The following is a 17,951-nucleotide window of genomic DNA, read 5'->3' on the forward strand; positions in this document are numbered from 1 at the left end:
GTGCGGTACGCCGTCGACCTGCTGGGTCTGGCCGGCGTCGTGGCGGGTTCGGTGACGAACACGTTCACGCTGGTCTTCGGCGGCGCGGTGGTCCTGCTGGCCGGGACGTGCCTGCACGCGTCGTCGCGGACCGGCTCGCGGCAGCACTGAGCTCACGCCTCCGCTGTCCCGTTCGTGGACAGCGGAGGCGTTCCGGCGGACCGTCACGCTGCTCGCGGGCTCACGTCCCGCGAGGTGACCAGCAACGCGAGGTTGGCGGCCGCGATGGCGCCCACGATCGCGGTGGCCGGCGCGGTCAGACCGGGCAGCGCGTACGTGCCGAGCAGCGCACCCAGCAGAGCCGCGCCGACCGCGGCGACCAGGCTGGTTCGCCGGACCCGGGCAGTCCACTCAGGACGGACGCGGGCGAGGTGGGCGCCCAGGCCGATGAGCACACCGACGCCGGGAACGACGACCGTGGCGCTGACGAGGTAGTCGTCCGGGTTGAGCGTCCACGACACCAGCACGCCCAGCAGCCAGCCACCGAGGCCGAGCGGCAACGCCGTGGCTACACGGGCCCAGACGCTCCCCCGTGCGCTGAAGCCCTGGCGACGCGACCTGCGGAAGAGCCAGGCGAGCACGAGCAGGCCGAGGACCGCGCCACCGACGGCGGTGCCGATCAGCAGCCGGGCCAGGGTGGACATGCTCAGCGGCACGTCGGCGAAGGCGATCGGGCGGCGGTCGAAGCCGGAGCTGTCCACCTGGCCGGACTCGAAGAACGTGGTGAGGAGGTGCTCGCCGGCGTCCGGGCGGTGCCCCCAGAAGTCGTAGGTGTGGCCGAGGCCGGGAAGGATGACCTGCCTGCCGCGCGAGAGCGCCGGGAGCAGCTCCTTGGTCGCGTTCTGGGCCGGGGTCGAGAAGTCGACCTCCCCGCTGATCACGAGGGTCTCGACGTCGCTGGACCGCATCGTGCGGTACTCGGCGTTGTCGGGGCTGTCCGGCCACACCTTCTGCACGCCGCCCCCCGCCCAGAGGAAGTCGGTGGAGGAGTTGCCCAGGATCGAGCCGTGGTCGCCGCCCGCGTCGTAGTACCGCTGGTTGAAATCGGAGTCGAGCATGGCGAACGAGGCGAACTCGCCCCACACGAGCGACTCCGGCAGGGCGATGTCACCGAGCACGGACATCGCCCACAGCGCACCGGTGTCGCCGCTGAGGTAGGCGTCGAAGACGGTCGGGGCGTTGTTCGGCGCCGAGACGTGCCCGTTGTGGTTCATGGCGTACTGGCTCACCACGCGGACGTTCGTGTCCTTGATGGACAGTGGGCCCCAGCTGTCCGGCATGGCCGAGGTGACGGAGCGCAGCGAGGCCGCGAGGTCGGAGGTGCGGGCGGAGCAGCCGGCGTCGGCACGGCAGAGGTCCGCGTACTGCCCGAACTGCGAGTCGGTGGTGGCCGGGTCCCAGAACAGGTGGCCGGGCGGGTTGACGGCGATCATGGCGGACCGGTTCAGCGCTTCGGGGTGGCGCCAGGAGTAGATCATCGCGGTGCGGGTGCCGGCACTGGTGCTGATCAGGTTGATCTTCCGGTAGCCGAGGGCGGTGCGGGCGTCCTCGAGGTCGTCCACCCGCTGGGCGACGGAGTAGCCGGTGAGGTCGGCGCCGTCCGCGGTCAGCCGCTTCGCGCACAGCTCGAACGCCTTGGTGGTGGCGGGCAACGTCTTCGCGTCGGCGATCCCGTCGCCACCGCGCATCGACGCCACGACCTCGGGGCAGTCCAGGCGGCGTGACCCGTCGATGCCGCGGTACCCGACGATCACCACGTCGTGGCGGTCGATGAGCCTGCTCGCCTGCGGGAAGGCCATGTTCGTCGCGCCGGGACCGCCGCCCAGCTTGAAGACCGGCTCGGCCGGGTCCGGCCCGGTGGCGCGGATCCTGGTCACGGGCAGGGCGATCATCTTCGTCGCGGGGTCGCGCCGGTTCTCCGGCACGACGAGCGTGCCGCAGTCGGCGGCGACGGGACCCGCCTCCGTGTCGAAGTCGCAGGGCCGCGTGGTCAGCGAGCCGGGCGCGGCGCCGTCGGGCACGGCGAGCACCGGCTCCGGGCGCACGGCCAGGTAGGCGAGGCCGAGCAGGACGGCGCCGGCGAGCCCGGTGGCGACCACCCGGCGGGAAGGCTTGAACGAAGGCATGGCGAAAACCTAGGAATTCCCGGGACGCGGATCTTCCCCTCGCCGAGCGGACCCGTCTCCCTCGCGCGAGGGATGTCGTGCGCCCGCCGCCCTGACATCGTCTGCGGGTGATCAACGTCCCCTCGCTGTCCCGTGCCAGGACGAAGCTCCAGCGGCAGTCCCTCCTCGTCGCCGGGGTCTGCGCGGTCGCCGACGTGCTGTCGTTCCTCGTGCAGGACCTCCCGGTCGACGGCGCCTGGATGACCGCGCTGCTGGGGATCGTGGTGGTCGACGCGGCGCTCGCCTCGCGGACGAAGTGGTCGGGGGCGGTCGCGGTCGCCGCCGTCGTGTTCAACGCGGCGGTGGCGTTGCTGCTGGGCGGGCCGCGCACGCTGCGGCTCAACGAGACGGGGATCCTCGTCGCGTCCTACCGGGCCGGTGCCTGGCTGCGCGGGCGGTGGGCGGTCGCCTCGCTGCTCGGGGTGATCGGCGGGCTCGTGCTCGCCCACCTCACGCGCGGGTACGCGCTCGACTGGTACGTGCTCGTGTCGGCGGCCAAGACCGGGCTGATCTCCTGGCTCGTCGGCCGCTACACCACCTCGCGCCGCGCGTACCTCGACGAGATGAGACGCCAGGCGGAGCAGGAGGAGCGCGAGGCCCAGGAGGCCGTCGACGCGGCCATCGCCGAGGACCGCGCCGTGATCGCTCGCGACCTGCACGACGTCATCACCCACCACGTCAGCGCGATCAGCGTGCACGCGGGCGCCGCGCGGCTGCGGCTCACCAGGACCGAGGGCGACGAGTCGGCGCTGAGGTCCGTGCGGTCGGTGGAGGACTCCAGCCGCACCGCCCTGCACGACCTGCGGCAGATGCTCGACCTGCTGCTCGGCCAGCGTCCCCAGGCGGACCGCGATCCCGGCCTGGCCGACATCGGCGCGATGCTGGAACGCTTGCGGGAGACCGGGTTGGAGGTGCGGCTGGACGTGTCCGGCACACCGCGCGACCTGCCGCCGCAGCTCGACGCCGCGGTGTTCCGCATCGTCCAGGAGATGCTCACCAACGCGTTGCGCCACGGCTCCGGCGGTCCCATCGAGGTCGCGGTCCGCCACTCGGCAGCCGGGCTGGAGATCGAGACAGTGAACCCGCTGTCCGGTGCCGTGCGCGCGGAAGGCCGTGGCCTGGCGGGGATCCGCGCTCGCGCCGAGGAGTTCGGCGGGGTGCTCGACCGGGGTGCGGGACGGGACGGGAAGATCTGGCGGACCGCAGTCTCGTTCCCGCTCGGAGGACCGCAGTGACCATCACCGTCCTGGTCGCGGACGACCACGCGGTCTTCCGCTCCGGCCTGCGCGCCATCCTGGACACCGAGGACGACATCGAGGTCGTGGCCGAGGTCGCCGACGGCGAGCAGGCCGTGGACGCCGTGCTGCGGTTGCGCCCGGACGTCGCGGTGCTGGACATCCGCATGCCGCGCCGCGACGGACTCGGTGCGGCGTCGGCGATCCTGGCCGCTCCCGGCAACCGCACGAAGATCGTCGTGCTGACGACGCACGACACCGACGAGTACGTGTACCGGGCGATGAGCGCCGGGGCGCGCGGGTTCCTGCTCAAGTCCATGCCGCCGGAGGAGATGATCGCGGCGGTGCGCATCGCGGCGCGCGACGACGTGCTGATCGACCCGTCGATCGTGCGGCGCCACCTCGCGCGCTTCGCCGACACGCTCAGCGCGCCCGCTCCCCCGAGCGACCTCGACCGCCTGACCGCCCGCGAACGCGAGGTGCTGCTCCTGCTGTCGCGCGCCCACACCAACTCCGAGATCGCCGGGCTGCTGCACGTCGGCGAGGAGACGGTGAAGTCGCACGTGTCGAGCATCCTGCGCAAGCTCGGCCTGCGGGACCGCACGCACGCCGTGGCCTACGCCCACCTCACGGGGTTCGCGAGCCAGGAGCGGCGCTGAGCCGCTGGTCGGCACCGGCCGCCGCGTCGGTCATCCTCGCCAGGAACGTGGCGACGGCGCGCAGTTCGTCCGGCGGGGTCGTGCGGAGGACGTGGGCGATCTCCGCTCCGGCGAGGGCGATGAAGCGGCGGGCCTCCTCGCGTGACGCGGGCGCGGGCCGCAGCGTGACGCGGCGGCGGTCGGCGCTCTCACGGCTGCGGACGACGTGACCGGCGTCCTCCAGCCGGTTGAGCAGGATCGTGGTGGCGCCGGTGGTCATGCCGATCTGCCGGGACAGCTGGGCGGGTGAGAGCGGCGCGTCCGCCTCGGCGGCCCAGATGATCTGCCCCAGCGCGTTGGCGTCGGAGCCGGGCAGCCGCAGCCACGCGGCGAGGTGCTGGTTGAACGCCGTGTACGCGACGACCCAGTCGCGCAGGCCGTGCATCACGGCGGACTGGACCGGTGACCAGGCCTCCACCAGCGGGTCGGCGTCTGTCATGCAACCCCCTTCACCACGAAGTAGCTTTGCTGCAAAGCTACCAAGTGGGGAGTAGGACATGACGACACGGCACGCGGTGATCTCCGGAGCGAGCATCGCCGGACTCTCGGCCGCGTTCTGGCTGCGGCGCACCGGGTGGGAGGTGACCGTGCTGGAGCGCGCGGCGGAGTTCCGCGACGGCGGCCAGAACGTCGACGTCCGGGGTACCGCCCGCGAGGTGCTGACCAGGATGGGGCTGTTCGACGCCGTCAAGGAGCAGAACACCACCGAGACCGGCACGGTGTTCGTCGGCTCGTCGGGCGAGGTGCTCGCGGAGCTGCCGTCGATCGGCCCGGACTCGGCGACCGCGGAGCTGGAGGTCCTGCGCGGCGACTTCGCCACCACGATCCTGCGGCACCTGCCCGAGGGCGTCGAGATCCACTACGGAGACACGATCTCCGCGGTCGAGGACGGCGCCGACGACGTCGCGATCACCACGGCGTCCGGCCGGACGTTCCGCGCCGACCTGCTGGTCGTCGCCGAGGGAGTCCGTTCCACGACCCGCGACCTGGTCTTCGGTGACCAGGTCGAGCGCGACGACCTGGGGATCGCCATGGTGTTCGGCACGATCCCCCGCACGGCGAGCGACGACAGCCGGTGGCGCTGGTACACCACCACCGGCGGCCGGCAGATCCACCTGCGCCCGGACAACCACGGCACGACCCGCGCCATGCTCGCGTGCACCGGCGACTTCGCCGTGCACGACCGCGACGCCGTCCTGAGCCGCTTCCGCGAGCACTACGCCGGCGCCGGCTGGGAGGCCGACCGCGTCCTCGACGGGTTCGAGGGCTCCGACGACGTCTACGTCGACCAGCTCACCCAGATCCGCATGCCGGTGTGGCACCGCGGCCGGGTGTGCGTCGCCGGGGACGCGGCGTGGTGCGTCACCCCGATGGGCGGAGGCGGCGCCTCCCTGGCGCTGACCAGCGGCTACGTGCTGGCCGCCGCCCTGTCCGGCACCGCGCGGCAAGAGGACGGGCTCGCCGCCTACGAGGAGTGGATGCGGCCCCTCGTCGACGACGTGCAGAACTTCCCGCGCTGGATGGTGCCCGTCGCCTACCCGCGGACGCGGCTGGGCCTGGGCCTGCGCCGCGTGGCCGACAAGGTGATCACGTCACGGCTGTTCGCGCCGCTGACGGCCAAGTTCACCGAGGTGGCCGGCACCGACCGGCCGCTGCCGGCCATCGCGGTGACCCAGCCCTGACGGCGGTCAGGGCCAGGGCCTGTCCCGCAGGTCTCGTCCGCGACAGTCGCGGCCGAGGGCCCCGGAGACGGCACGCTCGACCGTGACTCTCATCGAACGGACCCACGGGACAGGCCCTGGAGGTTCTCCAGGTCCTCCAGCAGGCTCGGGTGCTGCGGCTTCCAGCCCAGCACCTCCTGCGTGCGGGCGCTCGACGACGGCTGGTCGGCCCCGAAGATGACGCCGAGGGGCCCGTAGGTCTCCAGCGGCACGGACTCGACGGGCAGCCCCAGCCGCCGCCCGATGACGGCGGCGATGTCGCGCACCCGGTCGCCCTCGTCGCCGACGGCGTGCCACGACGTGCCGGGCTCCGCCTGCTCCAGCGCGAGCCGGAAGAGCGCGGCGGCGTCGAGGGCGTGCACGGCGGGCCAGCGCTGCGTCCCGTCACCGGGGTAGCCGGCGACGCCGCTCTGGCGCGCCATGGTCGTCAGCAGCCCGGCGAACCCGCCCTCACCCCTGTTGTGGACGGTCCGCGGCAGGCGCACGGCCGACGTCCGGACGCCCCGCGCGGCCAGTTCCAGCACCGCGGCGACGGACCGGCCGCGCCCGCCGACCGGTCCCTCGGTCATGGCCGGGTCGTCCTCCGTGGAGGCGCGGCCCGGCACGGCGGGCGTGCCGGAGCAGATGACGAACGGCCGGTCGCTGCCCACCAGCGCCTCGCCGAGCGCGGCGACCGCCGCACCCTCCTCGGCGACCGCGTTCGCGAGGGCCTCGGGGCTGCTGAAGTCGTTGCTGAAGGCCAGGTGGATCACGCCGTCGGCCCGGTCGGCACCCGCCCGCAGGGCGTCGAGGTCGGCCAGGCCACCCCGGACCACCTCCGCACCGGCCTCGGCGGCAGCCCGCGCCGACGCGTCGGACCGGGCGAGCGCGAGAACGCCGTGGCCGTGCCCGAGCAGTTCGGCGACGACGGCGGACCCGATCAGGCCGGTGCCGCCGGTGATGAAGACGCGCATGGAACTCTCCCGCAAGTGATGGGACTCTTGTCCCATGACCGTACCAGAGTGATGGGACAAAGGTCCCGTCACGTATGCTGGCACATATGGGTCGCTGGGAACCGGGCGCACGGGACCGCCTTGTCGTCGCCGCCGTCGACCTGTTCACCGAGCAGGGCTACGACGCGACGACGGTCGCGCAGATCGCCGAACGCGCCGGCGTCACGAAGAGCACGTTCTTCCGCCACTTCCCGGACAAGCGCGAACTGCTGGTCGCGGGCCAGGAGACGCTGAGCCGCCTGCTGGCCGAGGGCATCGCCGAGGCCCCCGACGGCGCCAGCCCCCTCGAAGCGGTCGCCTCCGGCCTGGAACGCGCCTCGACCGCGATGGGCCCGATGAGCCGCGAGATAGGCCCGCGCCTGAAGGCCGCCGTGGCCGCGAGCACCGAGCTCCAGGAACGCGACGCCCTCAAGAGCGTGAGCCTCGCCGCCGCGATGACCGCCGCCCTGATCGCCCGCGGCGTGCCGGACCCGACGGCGGCGCTGGCCAGCGAGCTGGGGCTGCTCGCGTTCAAGCGGGGGTACGCGGAGTGGTCCGAGGGGGACCGCGCGCCGGAGGACGACTTCGCCGGGTACCTGCGGAAGGCTCTCGACGAGTTGCGGGCGGCCAGCGCTTCGCTGCGGTGAGCGGCAGGCGGAGAGGAGCGGCGTGGCGACGACGATCGTGAACGCGAAGGTGTTCGACGGGGCGGGCGGGAGGGACTGGACGTCGGTCCGGTTCGCGGACGGGGTGATCACCGAGTGCTCGGCGGTGTCGCTGGCGAGGGAAGGCGACGCGGTGGTCGACGCCGGCGGCGGCACGGTGCTGCCCGGCCTGGTCGACACCCACGTGCACCTCGTGCCCGGCGCGCTCGCGCAGTCGCTGACCTTCGGCGTCACGACGGTGCTGGACATGTTCAGCAAGCCCGAGGTGGTGGCCGCGGCCAAGGACCAAGCGCGTTCCGGGAACGGCGTGGCCGACGTGCGGTCGTCGGGGATCGGCGCCACCGCACCCGGTGGGCATCCGTCGGTCATGTACGCGCCGTTCCCGACGGTGACCGGTCCCGGCGAGGCCGAGCAGTTCGTGGAGGCGAGGATCGCCGAGAGCTCGGACCACCTGAAGGTCTTCTCCGGCGTCGGAGGCCTGTGGCCCGCGCTGGACTCCGCCACGATCACCGCGCTGGTCGCCGCCGCGCACGCCCGCGGTCTGGTCGTCGTCGGGCACGTGAGCTCGGTGGCCGGCGTCGAGCAGGTCGTGTCCGCCGGTGCCGACGTGGTGGCGCACGTGCCCGCCGACGCGGCACTGCCCCAGGACCTCGTGGAACGCATCGCCGCCGCCGGGATCGCGGTCGGACCCACGCTGGCGACCGTCGAGAACACCCTCGGCGTACCGGGTGGCGCGGCGGTGGCGGCGGATCCGCGGCTCGCCGAGGCGCTCGGGGACGGCTGGGTGCGCCGGTTGACCGCGGGTGCACCGAAGCTCGGCGGGCCGCCCTACGCACGGGCCGAGGAGAACGTGCGACGACTGGCCGAAGCGGGCGTCACGGTGCTCGCGGGCACCGACGCCCCGAACCCCGGGACCGTGTTCGGCGCGAGCCTGCACCGGGAGCTGGAACTGCTCGTGCGGTGCGGACTCAACCCGGCGCGAGCCCTGGCCGCCGCCACGTCCGCAGCGGCACGGGTGTTCGGCCTCACCGACCGCGGCCGGGTGGCGCCCGGACTGCGCGCGGACCTCGTCCTGGTGTCCGGCGACCCGCTGACCGACATCACCGCGACCCGCGCGATCGACCGGATCTGGCGCGCGGGCGTCCCGTGCGACCGCCGTGCCTTCGCGGCGAGCGCCGCCGAGGCCGAGCAGCTCGACGCCTTCGACGCCCAAGTCGCGAAGGTCGTCGCCGCCGTCCGGGGCCGGCGGTCCCGCGGCTGAGGAGAAAGGCAACCATTCCCGCGGCCCGACTGGTAGTAGCCGGTGACGGACTGAGTCGAAGGGCCGGGAAGTGGTGCGCTCACCCGAGGGGTTCGAGGAGTTCGTGGCGGCCGCGTCGCCACGCCTCTTACGGCTGGCATTCCTGCTGACGCGGGACGCGGGACACGCGGAGGACCTGCTGCAGACGGCGCTGGCCAAGGCGTGGCGGGCCTGGGGGCGGGTCGACGGCGACCCGGAGCCGTACGTGCGGCGGATCGTCGTGACCGTGCACGCCACCTGGTGGCGGAGGCGGTGGCGGGGCGAGGAACCTACCGGGGAGCTGCCGGAACGACCGGGCGACTCGCCGCAGGACGCGGTGAGCGAACGCGAGTGGCTGTGGCAGGCGCTGGGCCGCCTGCCGCGCAGGCAGCGGACCGTGGTGGTGCTGCGGTTCTACGAGGACCTGCCCGAGGCGCAGGTCGCCGCGCTGCTCGGCTGTTCCGTCGGCACGGTCAAGAGCCAGACGAGCAAGGCGCTCGCGAAGCTGCGGCTCGACGACACCATCACCACGTTCGAAGGGGTGCGGCGATGAACCTGACCGACCTCACCGAGGTGCTGCGCGACCGAGCCCGGGTCGACGACACGGCGCATGACGCGCGGATGGCGGGCGTGCGAGCACGGGTGTCGGCCACGCGTCGCCGGCGCGCGGTCACCGGTGTCGCCTGCGTGGTGCTCGCGCTGGTCGGCATCGTCTACGCGACGCTCCCCCGTCCGCAGGCCCTGCCCGAACCCGCCGTGCCGCCGCGCAGCCTGCCGGAGTACCAGCGGGGCACCAAGCTCATCGGCCAGGCTTGGGGAGATCTGCCGGGGACGACCGCCACGATGACGTTCGTGCCGAAGTCGTTGAACCTCTGGCTGTACACCCAGTGCGATGTCGGGCCGAAAGCCGGTCTGCTCATCACCGTGACGATCAACGGCCACGAGTACACGAAGAGCAACGGCTGCGGTGGTGGCACCCAGCCGGCCGACTGGGGCGCCTTCGGCATCAAGCCGGGACAACCCTCGGTGCTCACGATGACCGTGGACGGCGGGCAGGGAGAAGTGGTGCCGGGTCAGGGCTTCGAGGTGCTCCCGCTCCCGGCGAGCGGCTCGTTCGCCGTCGGGATCGGCGAGGAGGTGCCGGTGGAGGAGTACCCGTTGCCGCCGCCCCCGTCGACCCTGCCCGCTTTGCAGCCGCAGTTCCCGGAAGCGTCGGTCGAGCTGCGGTCCGATCCGGCGGACCCGCTGGCGCGCAAGGAGTCCACCATCGCCTGGCCCGGTCGCAGCGGACTGGTGGTCAGGACGAACACTCCCGGCAGGATCCGGGTTCTCGTCGACGACGTCCTCGTCGTCGACTACTCGAACTGGGACTACTTCGAGGGCAGCCACCAGATCGACGCGGGCAGCTACGAGCTGGCCCACGGACCCGAACCAGCCGCGGGGCAGACCGTCAGGATCACGGTGGTCCCCGAGCGGATCACCGGTGAGTGGAGTGTGGCGCTCGTCCCGCAGCAGCGGTGAGACGAGGGGGTGCGTGACCGGAGTCGGGCACGCACCCCCTCGTCACGCGGCCACCGGCTGGCCGACCGGCACCCCGAACACCTGCCGGACCACCCCGATCCACCACAGCACCGTCAACGCGATGACGGTCGGGTTCTTCACGAACAGCAGCACGGCCAGGTAGGCCTGCCGCGCCGACTCCGGCAGCAGCCCCGACACGACGTGCTCGGCGAGCACCTCGAAGACCGCGAAGGCCGCGCCGAGGAACACCACCTGCCACAGCAGGCTGGGCCAGTGCGCGCTCACGAACGCGCGGGCGGCACCCCAGCTCAGCGCCACCCCGGCCATCGCGCTCCTCCACATCAGCACCACCAGTGCGACGCGGACGGCCAGCACCACGACCTCCGAGGCGGTCGCGAGGCCGGACGGGATCTCGCCGGTCCAGTTCACGACCACCAGCCGCTGGACCGACGCGACCAGCGACAGTCCCAGCACCAGCCCGAGGTGGGCGGTGTACCAGTCCCACGCCCACCTCGGCACCTCGAACGCCAGCTTCAGCTCGGTCATGGCCTCCCCCATTACTTCAGTCGGCTAAACCATTTAGTTCAGCATACTGAAATGTCGCCTCCGGTAAAGTGGGAGGGGTGGAAGGTCGAGACGCCGGACGTGAGCTGAGCACCGCCGTGGTCGCGTTCCACGAGGCGGTGGGGGCCAGCCTCGGGGTGACCGCGGTCGACCAGCGGGCGCTCGCCGTCATCGCCGGCGCCGGGTCGGTGTCCGCGGGCGAGCTGGCCAAGGAGATCGGCCTGACCCCCGGCGCGGTCACCGGGGTGGTGGACCGCCTCGAACGGGCCGGGCTCGCCCGGCGCTCGCCGCACCCGGACGACCGCCGCAGGCTGGTGATCACCGCGGTCCGCGGTCCCTTCGGCGACACGTTCTCCGGGCTGAGCAAGGCGATGGGCGAGCTGACCGACCGCTACTCCCCCGCCGAGCAGGCCGTGATCGCCGACTGGGTGGCGCGCACGGTCGAGGTCCTGCGGGAGCAGACGCGGATCCTCGTCGAGCGGGATCAGCGGCCGAGCTGAGCGCGGAGCAGGTTCGGGTCCTGCCCGGTGAGGTAGGCGGCGCTCGGCACGTGGACCGTGCGGCCGCGCACCGCGACCGTGGTCGGCCCCTGCAGACCGTCGGCCGCGGTCAGCACCACGGTGTGGCTGCCGTCGGGCCGCACCAGCGCGACCTGGTTGACGGTGTCCAGCGCGGCGATGATCTCGGTGCCCCTGCCGGTGAAGGCGAAGTCGTCGATGCCGGCCAGTCCGGTGGCGACGACCTTCAGGCGACCCGCGGACCCGTCGGCCTGCACCGGGATGCGCAGGATCGTCCCCTTGTCGAGGTTGGTGGCCCAGACCGCGCCGTCGCGCAGCCGGAGGCCGTTCGCGCCGAGGAACCCGGCGGCAGCGAGCTCCTGGTCGGAGGACCAGGTGGTGGCCTTGCCGCCCGAGACCGGCACCTGCCAGATCACGCCGCCGGTGGAGTCCGCCGCGTAGAGGGTGCGGTGGCCCAGCGCGATGCCGTTGGGCAGGCTGGTCGCGGGCAACGCCGCGATGCGCCGCGGCGTGCCGCCCGGACGCAGGCTCCAGATCCCGGTGAGGTCGGAAGTGCCGGTGGCGTAAGCGAAGTACAGCGTCCCGTCGGCGGCGCGGTCGATGCCCACGGTCAGCGCGAAGCCGAGTGCGGGCGTGTTCACCCCGCCGTCGGCGGGCGCGGGCAGCGTGGCGAGGACCCTGATGCGGCCGCTCGGTGAGATCGCCGCGATCTGGCGGGCCTTCGCGAAGGTCACGTAGGCGGTGCCGTCCGGGGCGAAGACCATGCTCTCCGGCGTCTGTCCCTTCTCCAGGTCGAAGTGCTGGACCACGCGCGCCGCGTGCAGCGGGTACGTGGCGGCCGACGCCGGGGTGGCGGCGGTGAGCGCGCTCGCGGCCAGAACGGCGGCGACGAGTGCCTTGAGGGGTTGTGCGGACATGCTTTCCTCACTGTTTTCGGGCAGACGGCAGCGCCGCGCCCTTCGGTGTGGTTCCCCCGCTCAGGTCAAGCGGTGGTGACTCGGTGCGCCGTCGACCCGGCCGTGGCCTGGGCGAGCAGGGTCAGCGCGGTGTGCGAGGACGACCCCGGTGGCGCGGTGGCGACCACGACGCTCGGACCCGTCCCGTTGCTCAGGGTCTGCTGCGTGACGGTCAGCCGGCCGACCAGCGGGTGCCGCATCTCGTAGACGGCCGTGGCGCAGGCCTTCACGCGGTGGTCCGCCCACATCGAGGCGAACTCGGAGCTGGTCGCGCTGAGCTGCCCGACCAGTTCGTAGAGCGCGGCGTCGTCCGGGTGCTGGCCCACGGTCAGGCGCAGGTTGCCGACCACGGCCCTGGCCTTGGCGGGCCAGTCGGCGTAGAGCTCGCGGGTGTGCGGGTCGAGGAACACCAGCCGGCCATGTTCGGGCGGCGCGCCGGCTCGTCCACCGCGCCGGGGTCGAGGTGGCCCGCGAACAACGCGTGGCCCAGTCCGTTCCAGGCCAGCACGTCGGTGCGCCGGCCGAGCACGACGGCGGGGACGCCGGCCAGCGCGTCGAGCAGCTGCCCGGTCGCCTCGCCCACCCGTTCGGGGCCCGGCCTGCGCAGCCGCGCCCGCTTCACCGGCTTGGCCAGCGCGTGCAGGTGCCGGCGTTCGGCGTCGTCCAGCCGCAGCGCCGTGGCGAGCGCGTCCAGCACCTCGGCCGAGGCGCCCGTCGAGTGCCCCTGTTCGAGCCGCGTGTAGTAGGAGCTGCTCACGCCGGCCAGCCGGGCGAGCTCGTCGCGGCGGAGGCCGGGCACGCGCCGCCGGTCGTCGTACGTCCGCACGCCCACGTCCTCGGGACGGAGCTGCGAGCGCCGCGTCCTGAGGAACTCCCCGAGTCGTGCGGTGTCGTCCATGGTTTCGAGTATGGGGCGGGATTTCGCGGGTTGCCTGCCCCCGCCGGGGATACGCAGAGCGGGGAGTGGGCGGCTCCTCGCGCGGCGGGTGGACTGTCGTTGCCCACGAACGAGAGGACTTCCCATGAGCACCGACGCGATCGACCCGGCCGGCTTCACCTTCACGCGCCAGGCCTGGGTGGACGCCACCCCGCAGGACGTCTACCGGCTCGTCAGCGACGTCTCCGCGATCAGCCGCTGGAGTCCGAACGCGACGGACGCCGCCTACGACGACGGCGCCGGACCCGAGGAGGGGGCGTGGTTCAGCGGCCGCAACCGCAGGGGCGACAAGGAGTGGACCAGCCGCTCGCAGGTCGTGAAAGCCGATCCCGGCACCGCTTTCGCCTTCGTGGTCGACGGCATCGTCGAGTGGGGCTGGACGTTGCGCGCGCAGGGCCGCGGCACCGTGGCGGAGCAGTCGTGGCGGCTGCTCCGCATGGACCCCGTCCTCGGCGCCACCGCGGCCGACGTGACCGCGCTGCGCGACTACATGGCGGCCAGTGTCGAGACCACGCTCGCCGCGCTCGCCGAGTGGGTCGCGCAACAAGACAGGGCGAACGTGTCAGTGCGCGCGCTCTGAGACGACTGCTGCCAGGACGTCCCGCAGCGGGGTCGCGGGGCGTCCGATCAGCTTCTCCAACTGGTCGCCGGTCGTCGAGAACTCACCGCGCCGCGACGCGTGGAACATGCCGAGCAACATGGCCGCCCGCCCCTCGGGAACACCGTGCTGGACCAGGGAAGCCGTCCACTCCTCGTCCTCGGCGACGACCCGCCGCACCGTGCGGCCGGTGATCTCGGTCAGCAGCGTGGCGACGTCGTCGAGGTCGAGGGCGTCCGGCGCGGTGAGGGGCGGGGTCGGTCCGTCGAACCGCTCCTCGCCCGCCAGCAGGACCGCCGCGGCTTCGGCGAGGTCGGCGTGCGCGGTCCAGGACACGGGTCCGTCGGCCGGGGCGACGAGCTCGCCGGTCGTGAGCGCCTGGCCGAGCAGCAACGGGACCGTGCTGGCGTAGAAACCGTTGCGCAGCGCGGTGAACGGCGCACCGGACTTCGCCAGGTAGTCCTCGGTCGCGGCGTGGTCGGGCATGGGCGCGAAGAGGGAGTCGGCCGCCGCACCTTGGTGGCTGGTGTAGAAAACGCGCTCGGCGCCCGCTTCCCGGGCCGCGTCGACGGCGGCGACGTGGTGCTCGACCGCCGCCGCGCCGGTCACGCCCGCCGAGACGACGAACACCTGCGACGCGCCCTCGAAGGCGCCGGCCAGCGTCGCGGGCTCGGTGAAGTCGCCGCGCCGCACCCGGACACCCTTCTCGGCTAATGCCGCCGCGCCGTTCACGTCCCGCACGCTCACGCCGACCCGGCTCGCGGGCACCCGCTCCAGCAGTCGCTCGACGACCTGCGCGCCGAGCTTGCCGGTCGCTCCGCTGACGATGATCATGTCTTCCCTCGCTAACACCGGTAGTAACGCTGTCACTATCGACGTTAGCAACAGATCGGTAGGATGTGCAACGTGGCGGAGAGCAGCAGGGACAAGGCACGGGCGAACGTCGTGGAGGTCGCGGCACAGCTGTTGCGCGAGCAGGGAGCCGCGGCGGTCACGATCCGCGCGGTGGCCCAGGCCGCGGGCACCCAGGCGCCGACGATCTACCGGTTCTTCGCGGACAAGGACGCCCTGCTCGACGCCGTGGCCGAGCACGTCTTCGCCGCCTACGTGGCCGGCAAGGCGGTCACCCCGCAGCTCGACGACCCGGTGGCCGACCTGCGCGCCGGGTGGGACACGCACCTCGGCTTCGGACTGGCCAACCCGGAGCTGCTCAGCCTGTTGCTCGATCCCGCGCGGGCGTCCCGCTCCCCCGCCATGACCAACGGGATCGAGATCCTGCGGGCCCGCGTGGCCAGGGTCGCCGCGGCGGGCAGGCTCCAGGTCAGCGAACGGCGGGCCGTCGAGCTCGTGCACGCCGCCGGGACCGGCGCGATGATCGCCCTGCTGGCCACGCCGCCGGAGGACCGCGACCCCGGCCTGGCCGACGCGCTGTACGAGGCGGTGATGCGGACCGTTCTGACCAGCGGACCGGCCGGTACGACGACCACCGCCACCGAGACCGTCCAGCACGCCCTGCCGGCGCTGCACCAGCTCACCGAGGCCGAACGCGGCCTGCTCGCGGAGTGGCTGGCCCGGCCTGACGCGCCCCGGGCTTGATGTCTGCGGCCTGAGCACCTCGCTTCCCCACCGGCGACCACCCCGTCGCCGTCCGAGAGCCTCCTCGCAGGAGCGGTCCCGCCGCCCTCGCGTGCGCTGACGGCACCGTCCCCGCGACCGGGCGAGCGGGCGGTCCGAGGCGTCACCGCCTACCGCTTCCGCTGATCACCGCGCTGAGTCCGCGCTACACCCAGGGTTGACGAAGTTCTCACCTGACGGCAATAGTATCCGTCTAGCGAGAGACATTACCACTCTGTGAAAATCTTCGGAGGCGACATGCGGGCGTCCGTCCTGGGGTTGGGTGAAGCCGGAGCGCTGTACGCGGCCGGCCTGGTGGAGCAGGGGTGGACGGTCACGGGCTACGACCCGGTGGCCGGCACCACGCCGCCGGGGGTCGTGCGGGCCACGACCCCGCAGGCCGCGGTGCGGGACGCGGGCCTCGTGGTGAGCCTGGTCGGGGGCAGGGCCGCGGAGGACGCCGCCACGTCGGTCGCGCCGCACCTCGCGGCCGACGCCGTCTACGCGGACCTCAACACCGCGGCGCGCGAGGTCAAGCGCCGGATCGCCGGAGTCGTGGGCGAGGACAGGTTCGCCGACGTCGCCGTGATCGGGTCGGTGCCCGCGCACGGTGCCGCGACCTCGGTCGTCGTGAGCGGCCCGGCGTCGGCGCGGGCGGCGGAGGTGTTCACGACGCTGGGTGCGCCCGCCGAGGACATCGGCGGTGCGGCGGGCGACGCCTCGGCGCGGAAACTGCTGCGCAGCACGTTCATGAAGGGGCTCGGCGCATTGATCGTCGAGTCGGTCGCGGCGGGGCGGGCGGCCCACGAGGAGACGTGGGTGCGCGAGCAGATCGCCCGCGAGCTGTCCGGCGGCGCCGCCGCGCTGGACCGCCTGCACGACGGGACGGTGAAGCACGCGACCCGGCGCGCCGGTGAGTCGGCGGCCGCGGCCGAGCTGCTCGACACTCTGGGGGTGAGGCCGGTGATGACGCGGGCGGCCGCCGAGGCGCACCGGAGCGCCGCGGACACGGCTCTGGCGCCCTCCGCAGACCTGCTCTCGGCGTTCGACGGGCTCGCCGTGGCGAACATCGGCGACGCGCGGGACCGGATGGGCATGCTCGACGGCGCGGTGCGGGCGCTCTGGCGGGGCGCGCGGGTCGTCGGCCGGGCGCGCACGGTGTGGGTGCGCAACGGCGACAACCTGGCCCTGCACCGCGCGATCGCGGCCGCGCTGCCCGGTGACGTGCTCGTGGTCAACGGCGGTGGCGACACCACCCGTGCGCTGCTCGGTGAGCTGATGGCGGAACGGGCGAAGCTGCGCGGCGTGCGCGGGATCGTGGTCGACGGTGCGGTGCGGGACGTCGTCGAGCTGGAGAGGATCGGGTTCCCCGCGTGGGCGCGCGGCGTCTGCGCGGCCGGCCCCTACAAGAACGGCCCCGGTCAGGTCGACGTGCCGGTCGCGGTCGGCGGGGTCGTCGTGCACCCCGGTGACCTGGTGGTCGGCGACGACGACGGCGTCATCGCGGTCCCCGCCGCGGAGGCCGCCGCGAGCCTGCTCGCCGGGACAGCGTGATGACGGGCGTGTGGGCGCTGCTGACGTTCGTCGGCGTGATCATCTTCTGGAACGCCGTGGTGAAGCGCAACATCGGTGAGTCGATGATCCTCGGCTTCGCCGCGGTGTGCGCGTTCGCGGTGGTCGGCGGGGTCGAGGGCGGCTCGGCGTGGCACTCGATCGGCGAGGCCCTGCTCGACGCCATGCAGGAGGAGGTCACGTTCGCGGGGCTCGCGTTCGTGTTCATGTCCTACCTGCTGGCGCGGACGCCCGTGCTGGACCGGCTGATCGACCTGCTGAACTCGTTCCTGGGTCGGCTGCGCGGCGGTTCCGTCTACACGGCGACGATCGCGGGCGGCGTGTTCGGCGCGATCGCGCACGTCGGTGCCGCGGTGACCGCGGCCGTCGGGTCGGTGACCGTGCCGTGGATGAAGCGCTCGGGTGTGAAGCCGGAGCTGGCCGCGACCGTCGTGGCCGGTGGCGCCGGGATGGGTGTGAGCTTCCCGTTCTCCGCCACCATGTTCATCCTCGTCGGCGGGCTCGCGGCGCAGGGGGTCATGCAGCCGGACGAGATCGTCGGCCCGCTCGCCCTGGCCGGGCTGTGGTGCCTGGGTTACCGGATCGTACTGGCGTGGTTCCTCGTGCGGCGCAATGGCATCGAGCCGATGTCGTCGGCGGACCTGCTGCCGGTGCGGCGGAGCCTGCGCAACGGGTGGACGTCGTTGCTGCTGTTCCTGCCGATCCTCGTGCCGCTGCTGCTCACCCGCGGGCCGGTCGCGGCGGCGCTCGGCACCTACACCGGCGTGGGCGAGGAGCTCAAGAAGCCGGTGAAGCTCGCCGACGGCACGAGCCTCGCCGCCCAGCCGTTCGGGATGCCGGACGTGATCAGCCTGGTCACCTGGATCCCGGTGCTGATGATCGCGCTCGTGCTGGTGCT

The 17,951-nt window shown here is 73.2% G+C and carries 18 protein-coding genes and 1 pseudogene; 12 read left to right on the forward strand and 7 right to left on the reverse strand.

All coding sequences use genetic code 11. The annotated features are described in order from the left end of the window. Positions 1-203: 203 nt before the first annotated feature. The gene (locus tag VF330_RS27470) at positions 204-2,165 is read right to left on the reverse strand and encodes an alpha/beta hydrolase (RefSeq protein WP_330854575.1); all 1,962 of its coding nucleotides are present in this window, start codon (positions 2,163-2,165) and stop codon (positions 204-206) included. A gap of 107 nt (positions 2,166-2,272) precedes the next feature. On the opposite strand from VF330_RS27470, the gene VF330_RS27475 reads away from it, so the two are divergent. Both VF330_RS27475 and VF330_RS27480 read left to right on the forward strand, forming a co-directional pair. Next, the gene (locus VF330_RS27475; RefSeq protein WP_330854576.1) at positions 2,273-3,439 is read left to right on the forward strand and encodes a sensor histidine kinase; all 1,167 of its coding nucleotides are present in this window, start codon (positions 2,273-2,275) and stop codon (positions 3,437-3,439) included. Continuing rightward, the gene (locus VF330_RS27480) at positions 3,436-4,098 is read left to right on the forward strand and encodes a response regulator transcription factor (protein WP_330854577.1); all 663 of its coding nucleotides are present in this window, start codon (positions 3,436-3,438) and stop codon (positions 4,096-4,098) included. The genes VF330_RS27475 and VF330_RS27480 overlap by 4 nt, the downstream gene beginning before the upstream one ends. Here VF330_RS27480 and VF330_RS27485 read toward each other — a convergent pair. Next, complete coding sequence (locus VF330_RS27485) at positions 4,067-4,576, reverse strand: MarR family winged helix-turn-helix transcriptional regulator (protein WP_330854578.1); 510 nt, start codon at positions 4,574-4,576, stop codon at positions 4,067-4,069. The genes VF330_RS27480 and VF330_RS27485 overlap by 32 nt on opposite strands. Before the next feature lie 58 nt (positions 4,577-4,634). Between VF330_RS27485 and VF330_RS27490 the strand changes: the two genes are divergently transcribed. Next, positions 4,635-5,819 (forward strand): FAD-dependent monooxygenase, encoded by a 1,185-nt coding sequence (locus VF330_RS27490; protein ID WP_330854579.1) that lies wholly within the window; start codon positions 4,635-4,637, stop codon positions 5,817-5,819. An 89-nt stretch (positions 5,820-5,908) separates the two neighbouring features. Here the strand turns inward: VF330_RS27490 and VF330_RS27495 are convergent, their stop codons facing one another. Next, positions 5,909-6,811, reverse strand: coding sequence for an SDR family oxidoreductase (locus VF330_RS27495; protein WP_330854580.1), 903 nt, complete (start codon positions 6,809-6,811; stop codon positions 5,909-5,911). Positions 6,812-6,897: 86 nt separating this feature from the next. Here VF330_RS27495 and VF330_RS27500 point away from each other — a divergent pair, with 86 nt between their 5' ends. The 4 genes from VF330_RS27500 to VF330_RS27515 all read left to right on the forward strand — a co-directional run bounded on the left by VF330_RS27500 (position 6,898) and on the right by VF330_RS27515 (position 10,294). Further along, positions 6,898-7,476, forward strand: coding sequence for a helix-turn-helix domain-containing protein (locus tag VF330_RS27500; protein ID WP_330854581.1), 579 nt, complete (start codon positions 6,898-6,900; stop codon positions 7,474-7,476). A gap of 22 nt (positions 7,477-7,498) precedes the next feature. Further along, positions 7,499-8,755: an amidohydrolase family protein gene (locus tag VF330_RS27505; RefSeq protein ID WP_330854582.1), complete on the forward strand. Its 1,257-nt coding sequence runs from the start codon at positions 7,499-7,501 to the stop codon at positions 8,753-8,755. A 70-nt stretch (positions 8,756-8,825) separates the two neighbouring features. Then, positions 8,826-9,326, forward strand: a complete 501-nt coding sequence (locus VF330_RS27510; RefSeq protein ID WP_330854583.1) for a SigE family RNA polymerase sigma factor — start codon at positions 8,826-8,828, stop codon at positions 9,324-9,326. After that, complete coding sequence (locus VF330_RS27515; RefSeq protein ID WP_330854584.1) at positions 9,323-10,294, forward strand: hypothetical protein; 972 nt, start codon at positions 9,323-9,325, stop codon at positions 10,292-10,294. The genes VF330_RS27510 and VF330_RS27515 overlap by 4 nt, the downstream gene beginning before the upstream one ends. 42 nt (positions 10,295-10,336) lie before the next feature. Here the strand turns inward: VF330_RS27515 and VF330_RS27520 are convergent, their stop codons facing one another. After that, positions 10,337-10,840 carry a hypothetical protein gene (locus VF330_RS27520; RefSeq protein ID WP_330854585.1) on the reverse strand — a complete coding sequence of 168 codons (504 nt, stop codon included), beginning with the start codon at positions 10,838-10,840 and terminating at the stop codon, positions 10,337-10,339. Between the two features lie 77 nt (positions 10,841-10,917). On the opposite strand from VF330_RS27520, the gene VF330_RS27525 reads away from it, so the two are divergent. Next, the gene (locus VF330_RS27525; protein WP_330854586.1) at positions 10,918-11,358 is read left to right on the forward strand and encodes a MarR family winged helix-turn-helix transcriptional regulator; all 441 of its coding nucleotides are present in this window, start codon (positions 10,918-10,920) and stop codon (positions 11,356-11,358) included. Here VF330_RS27525 and VF330_RS27530 read toward each other — a convergent pair. Next, positions 11,343-12,293, reverse strand: coding sequence for a hypothetical protein (locus VF330_RS27530; protein WP_330854587.1), 951 nt, complete (start codon positions 12,291-12,293; stop codon positions 11,343-11,345). The two genes, VF330_RS27525 and VF330_RS27530, sit on opposite strands and share 16 nt — an antisense overlap. A gap of 65 nt (positions 12,294-12,358) precedes the next feature. Then, positions 12,359-13,230, reverse strand: a pseudogene (locus tag VF330_RS27535) (helix-turn-helix domain-containing protein). A 124-nt stretch (positions 13,231-13,354) separates the two neighbouring features. Between VF330_RS27535 and VF330_RS27540 the strand changes: the two are divergent. Beyond that, a complete protein-coding gene (locus VF330_RS27540; protein WP_330854588.1) occupies positions 13,355-13,849 on the forward strand; it encodes an SRPBCC family protein in 495 nt (164 codons plus the stop codon). On the opposite strand, the gene VF330_RS27545 is transcribed toward VF330_RS27540, so the two are convergent. Then, positions 13,832-14,701: an NAD(P)H-binding protein gene (locus tag VF330_RS27545; RefSeq protein WP_330854589.1), complete on the reverse strand. Its 870-nt coding sequence runs from the start codon at positions 14,699-14,701 to the stop codon at positions 13,832-13,834. The genes VF330_RS27540 and VF330_RS27545 overlap by 18 nt on opposite strands. Before the next feature lie 72 nt (positions 14,702-14,773). Between VF330_RS27545 and VF330_RS27550 the strand changes: the two genes are divergently transcribed. The 3 genes from VF330_RS27550 to VF330_RS27560 all read left to right on the forward strand — a co-directional run. Continuing rightward, positions 14,774-15,463 carry a helix-turn-helix domain-containing protein gene (locus VF330_RS27550; RefSeq protein WP_330854590.1) on the forward strand — a complete coding sequence of 230 codons (690 nt, stop codon included), beginning with the start codon at positions 14,774-14,776 and terminating at the stop codon, positions 15,461-15,463. A gap of 255 nt (positions 15,464-15,718) precedes the next feature. After that, positions 15,719-17,035, forward strand: a complete 1,317-nt coding sequence (locus tag VF330_RS27555; RefSeq protein WP_330854591.1) for a DUF1932 domain-containing protein — start codon at positions 15,719-15,721, stop codon at positions 17,033-17,035. Then, positions 17,035-17,951: TRAP transporter large permease subunit (locus tag VF330_RS27560; protein ID WP_330854592.1), on the forward strand; the 917-nt coding region annotated here is incomplete at its 3' end. The genes VF330_RS27555 and VF330_RS27560, both read left to right, overlap by 1 nt.

The organism is Lentzea sp. (assembly GCF_036380075.1).
Classification (GTDB): Bacteria; Actinomycetota; Actinomycetes; order Mycobacteriales; family Pseudonocardiaceae; genus Lentzea.

Bases quoted from the DNA above. Each gene is read 5' to 3' on its own strand.
- VF330_RS27470 (WP_330854575.1), bottom strand. From the start codon at position 2,165: ATGCCTTCGTTCAAGCCTTCCCGCCGGGTGGTCGCCACCGGGCTCGCC.
- VF330_RS27485 (WP_330854578.1), bottom strand. From the start codon at position 4,576: ATGACAGACGCCGACCCGCTGGTGGAGGCCTGGTCACCGGTCCAGTCC.
- VF330_RS27490 (WP_330854579.1), top strand. From the start codon at position 4,635: ATGACGACACGGCACGCGGTGATCTCCGGAGCGAGCATCGCCGGACTC.
- VF330_RS27495 (WP_330854580.1), bottom strand. From the start codon at position 6,811: ATGCGCGTCTTCATCACCGGCGGCACCGGCCTGATCGGGTCCGCCGTC.
- VF330_RS27500 (WP_330854581.1), top strand. From the start codon at position 6,898: ATGGGTCGCTGGGAACCGGGCGCACGGGACCGCCTTGTCGTCGCCGCC.
- VF330_RS27515 (WP_330854584.1), top strand. From the start codon at position 9,323: ATGAACCTGACCGACCTCACCGAGGTGCTGCGCGACCGAGCCCGGGTC.
- VF330_RS27520 (WP_330854585.1), bottom strand. From the start codon at position 10,840: ATGACCGAGCTGAAGCTGGCGTTCGAGGTGCCGAGGTGGGCGTGGGAC.
- VF330_RS27530 (WP_330854587.1), bottom strand. From the start codon at position 12,293: ATGTCCGCACAACCCCTCAAGGCACTCGTCGCCGCCGTTCTGGCCGCG.
- VF330_RS27540 (WP_330854588.1), top strand. From the start codon at position 13,355: ATGAGCACCGACGCGATCGACCCGGCCGGCTTCACCTTCACGCGCCAG.
- VF330_RS27545 (WP_330854589.1), bottom strand. From the start codon at position 14,701: ATGATCATCGTCAGCGGAGCGACCGGCAAGCTCGGCGCGCAGGTCGTC.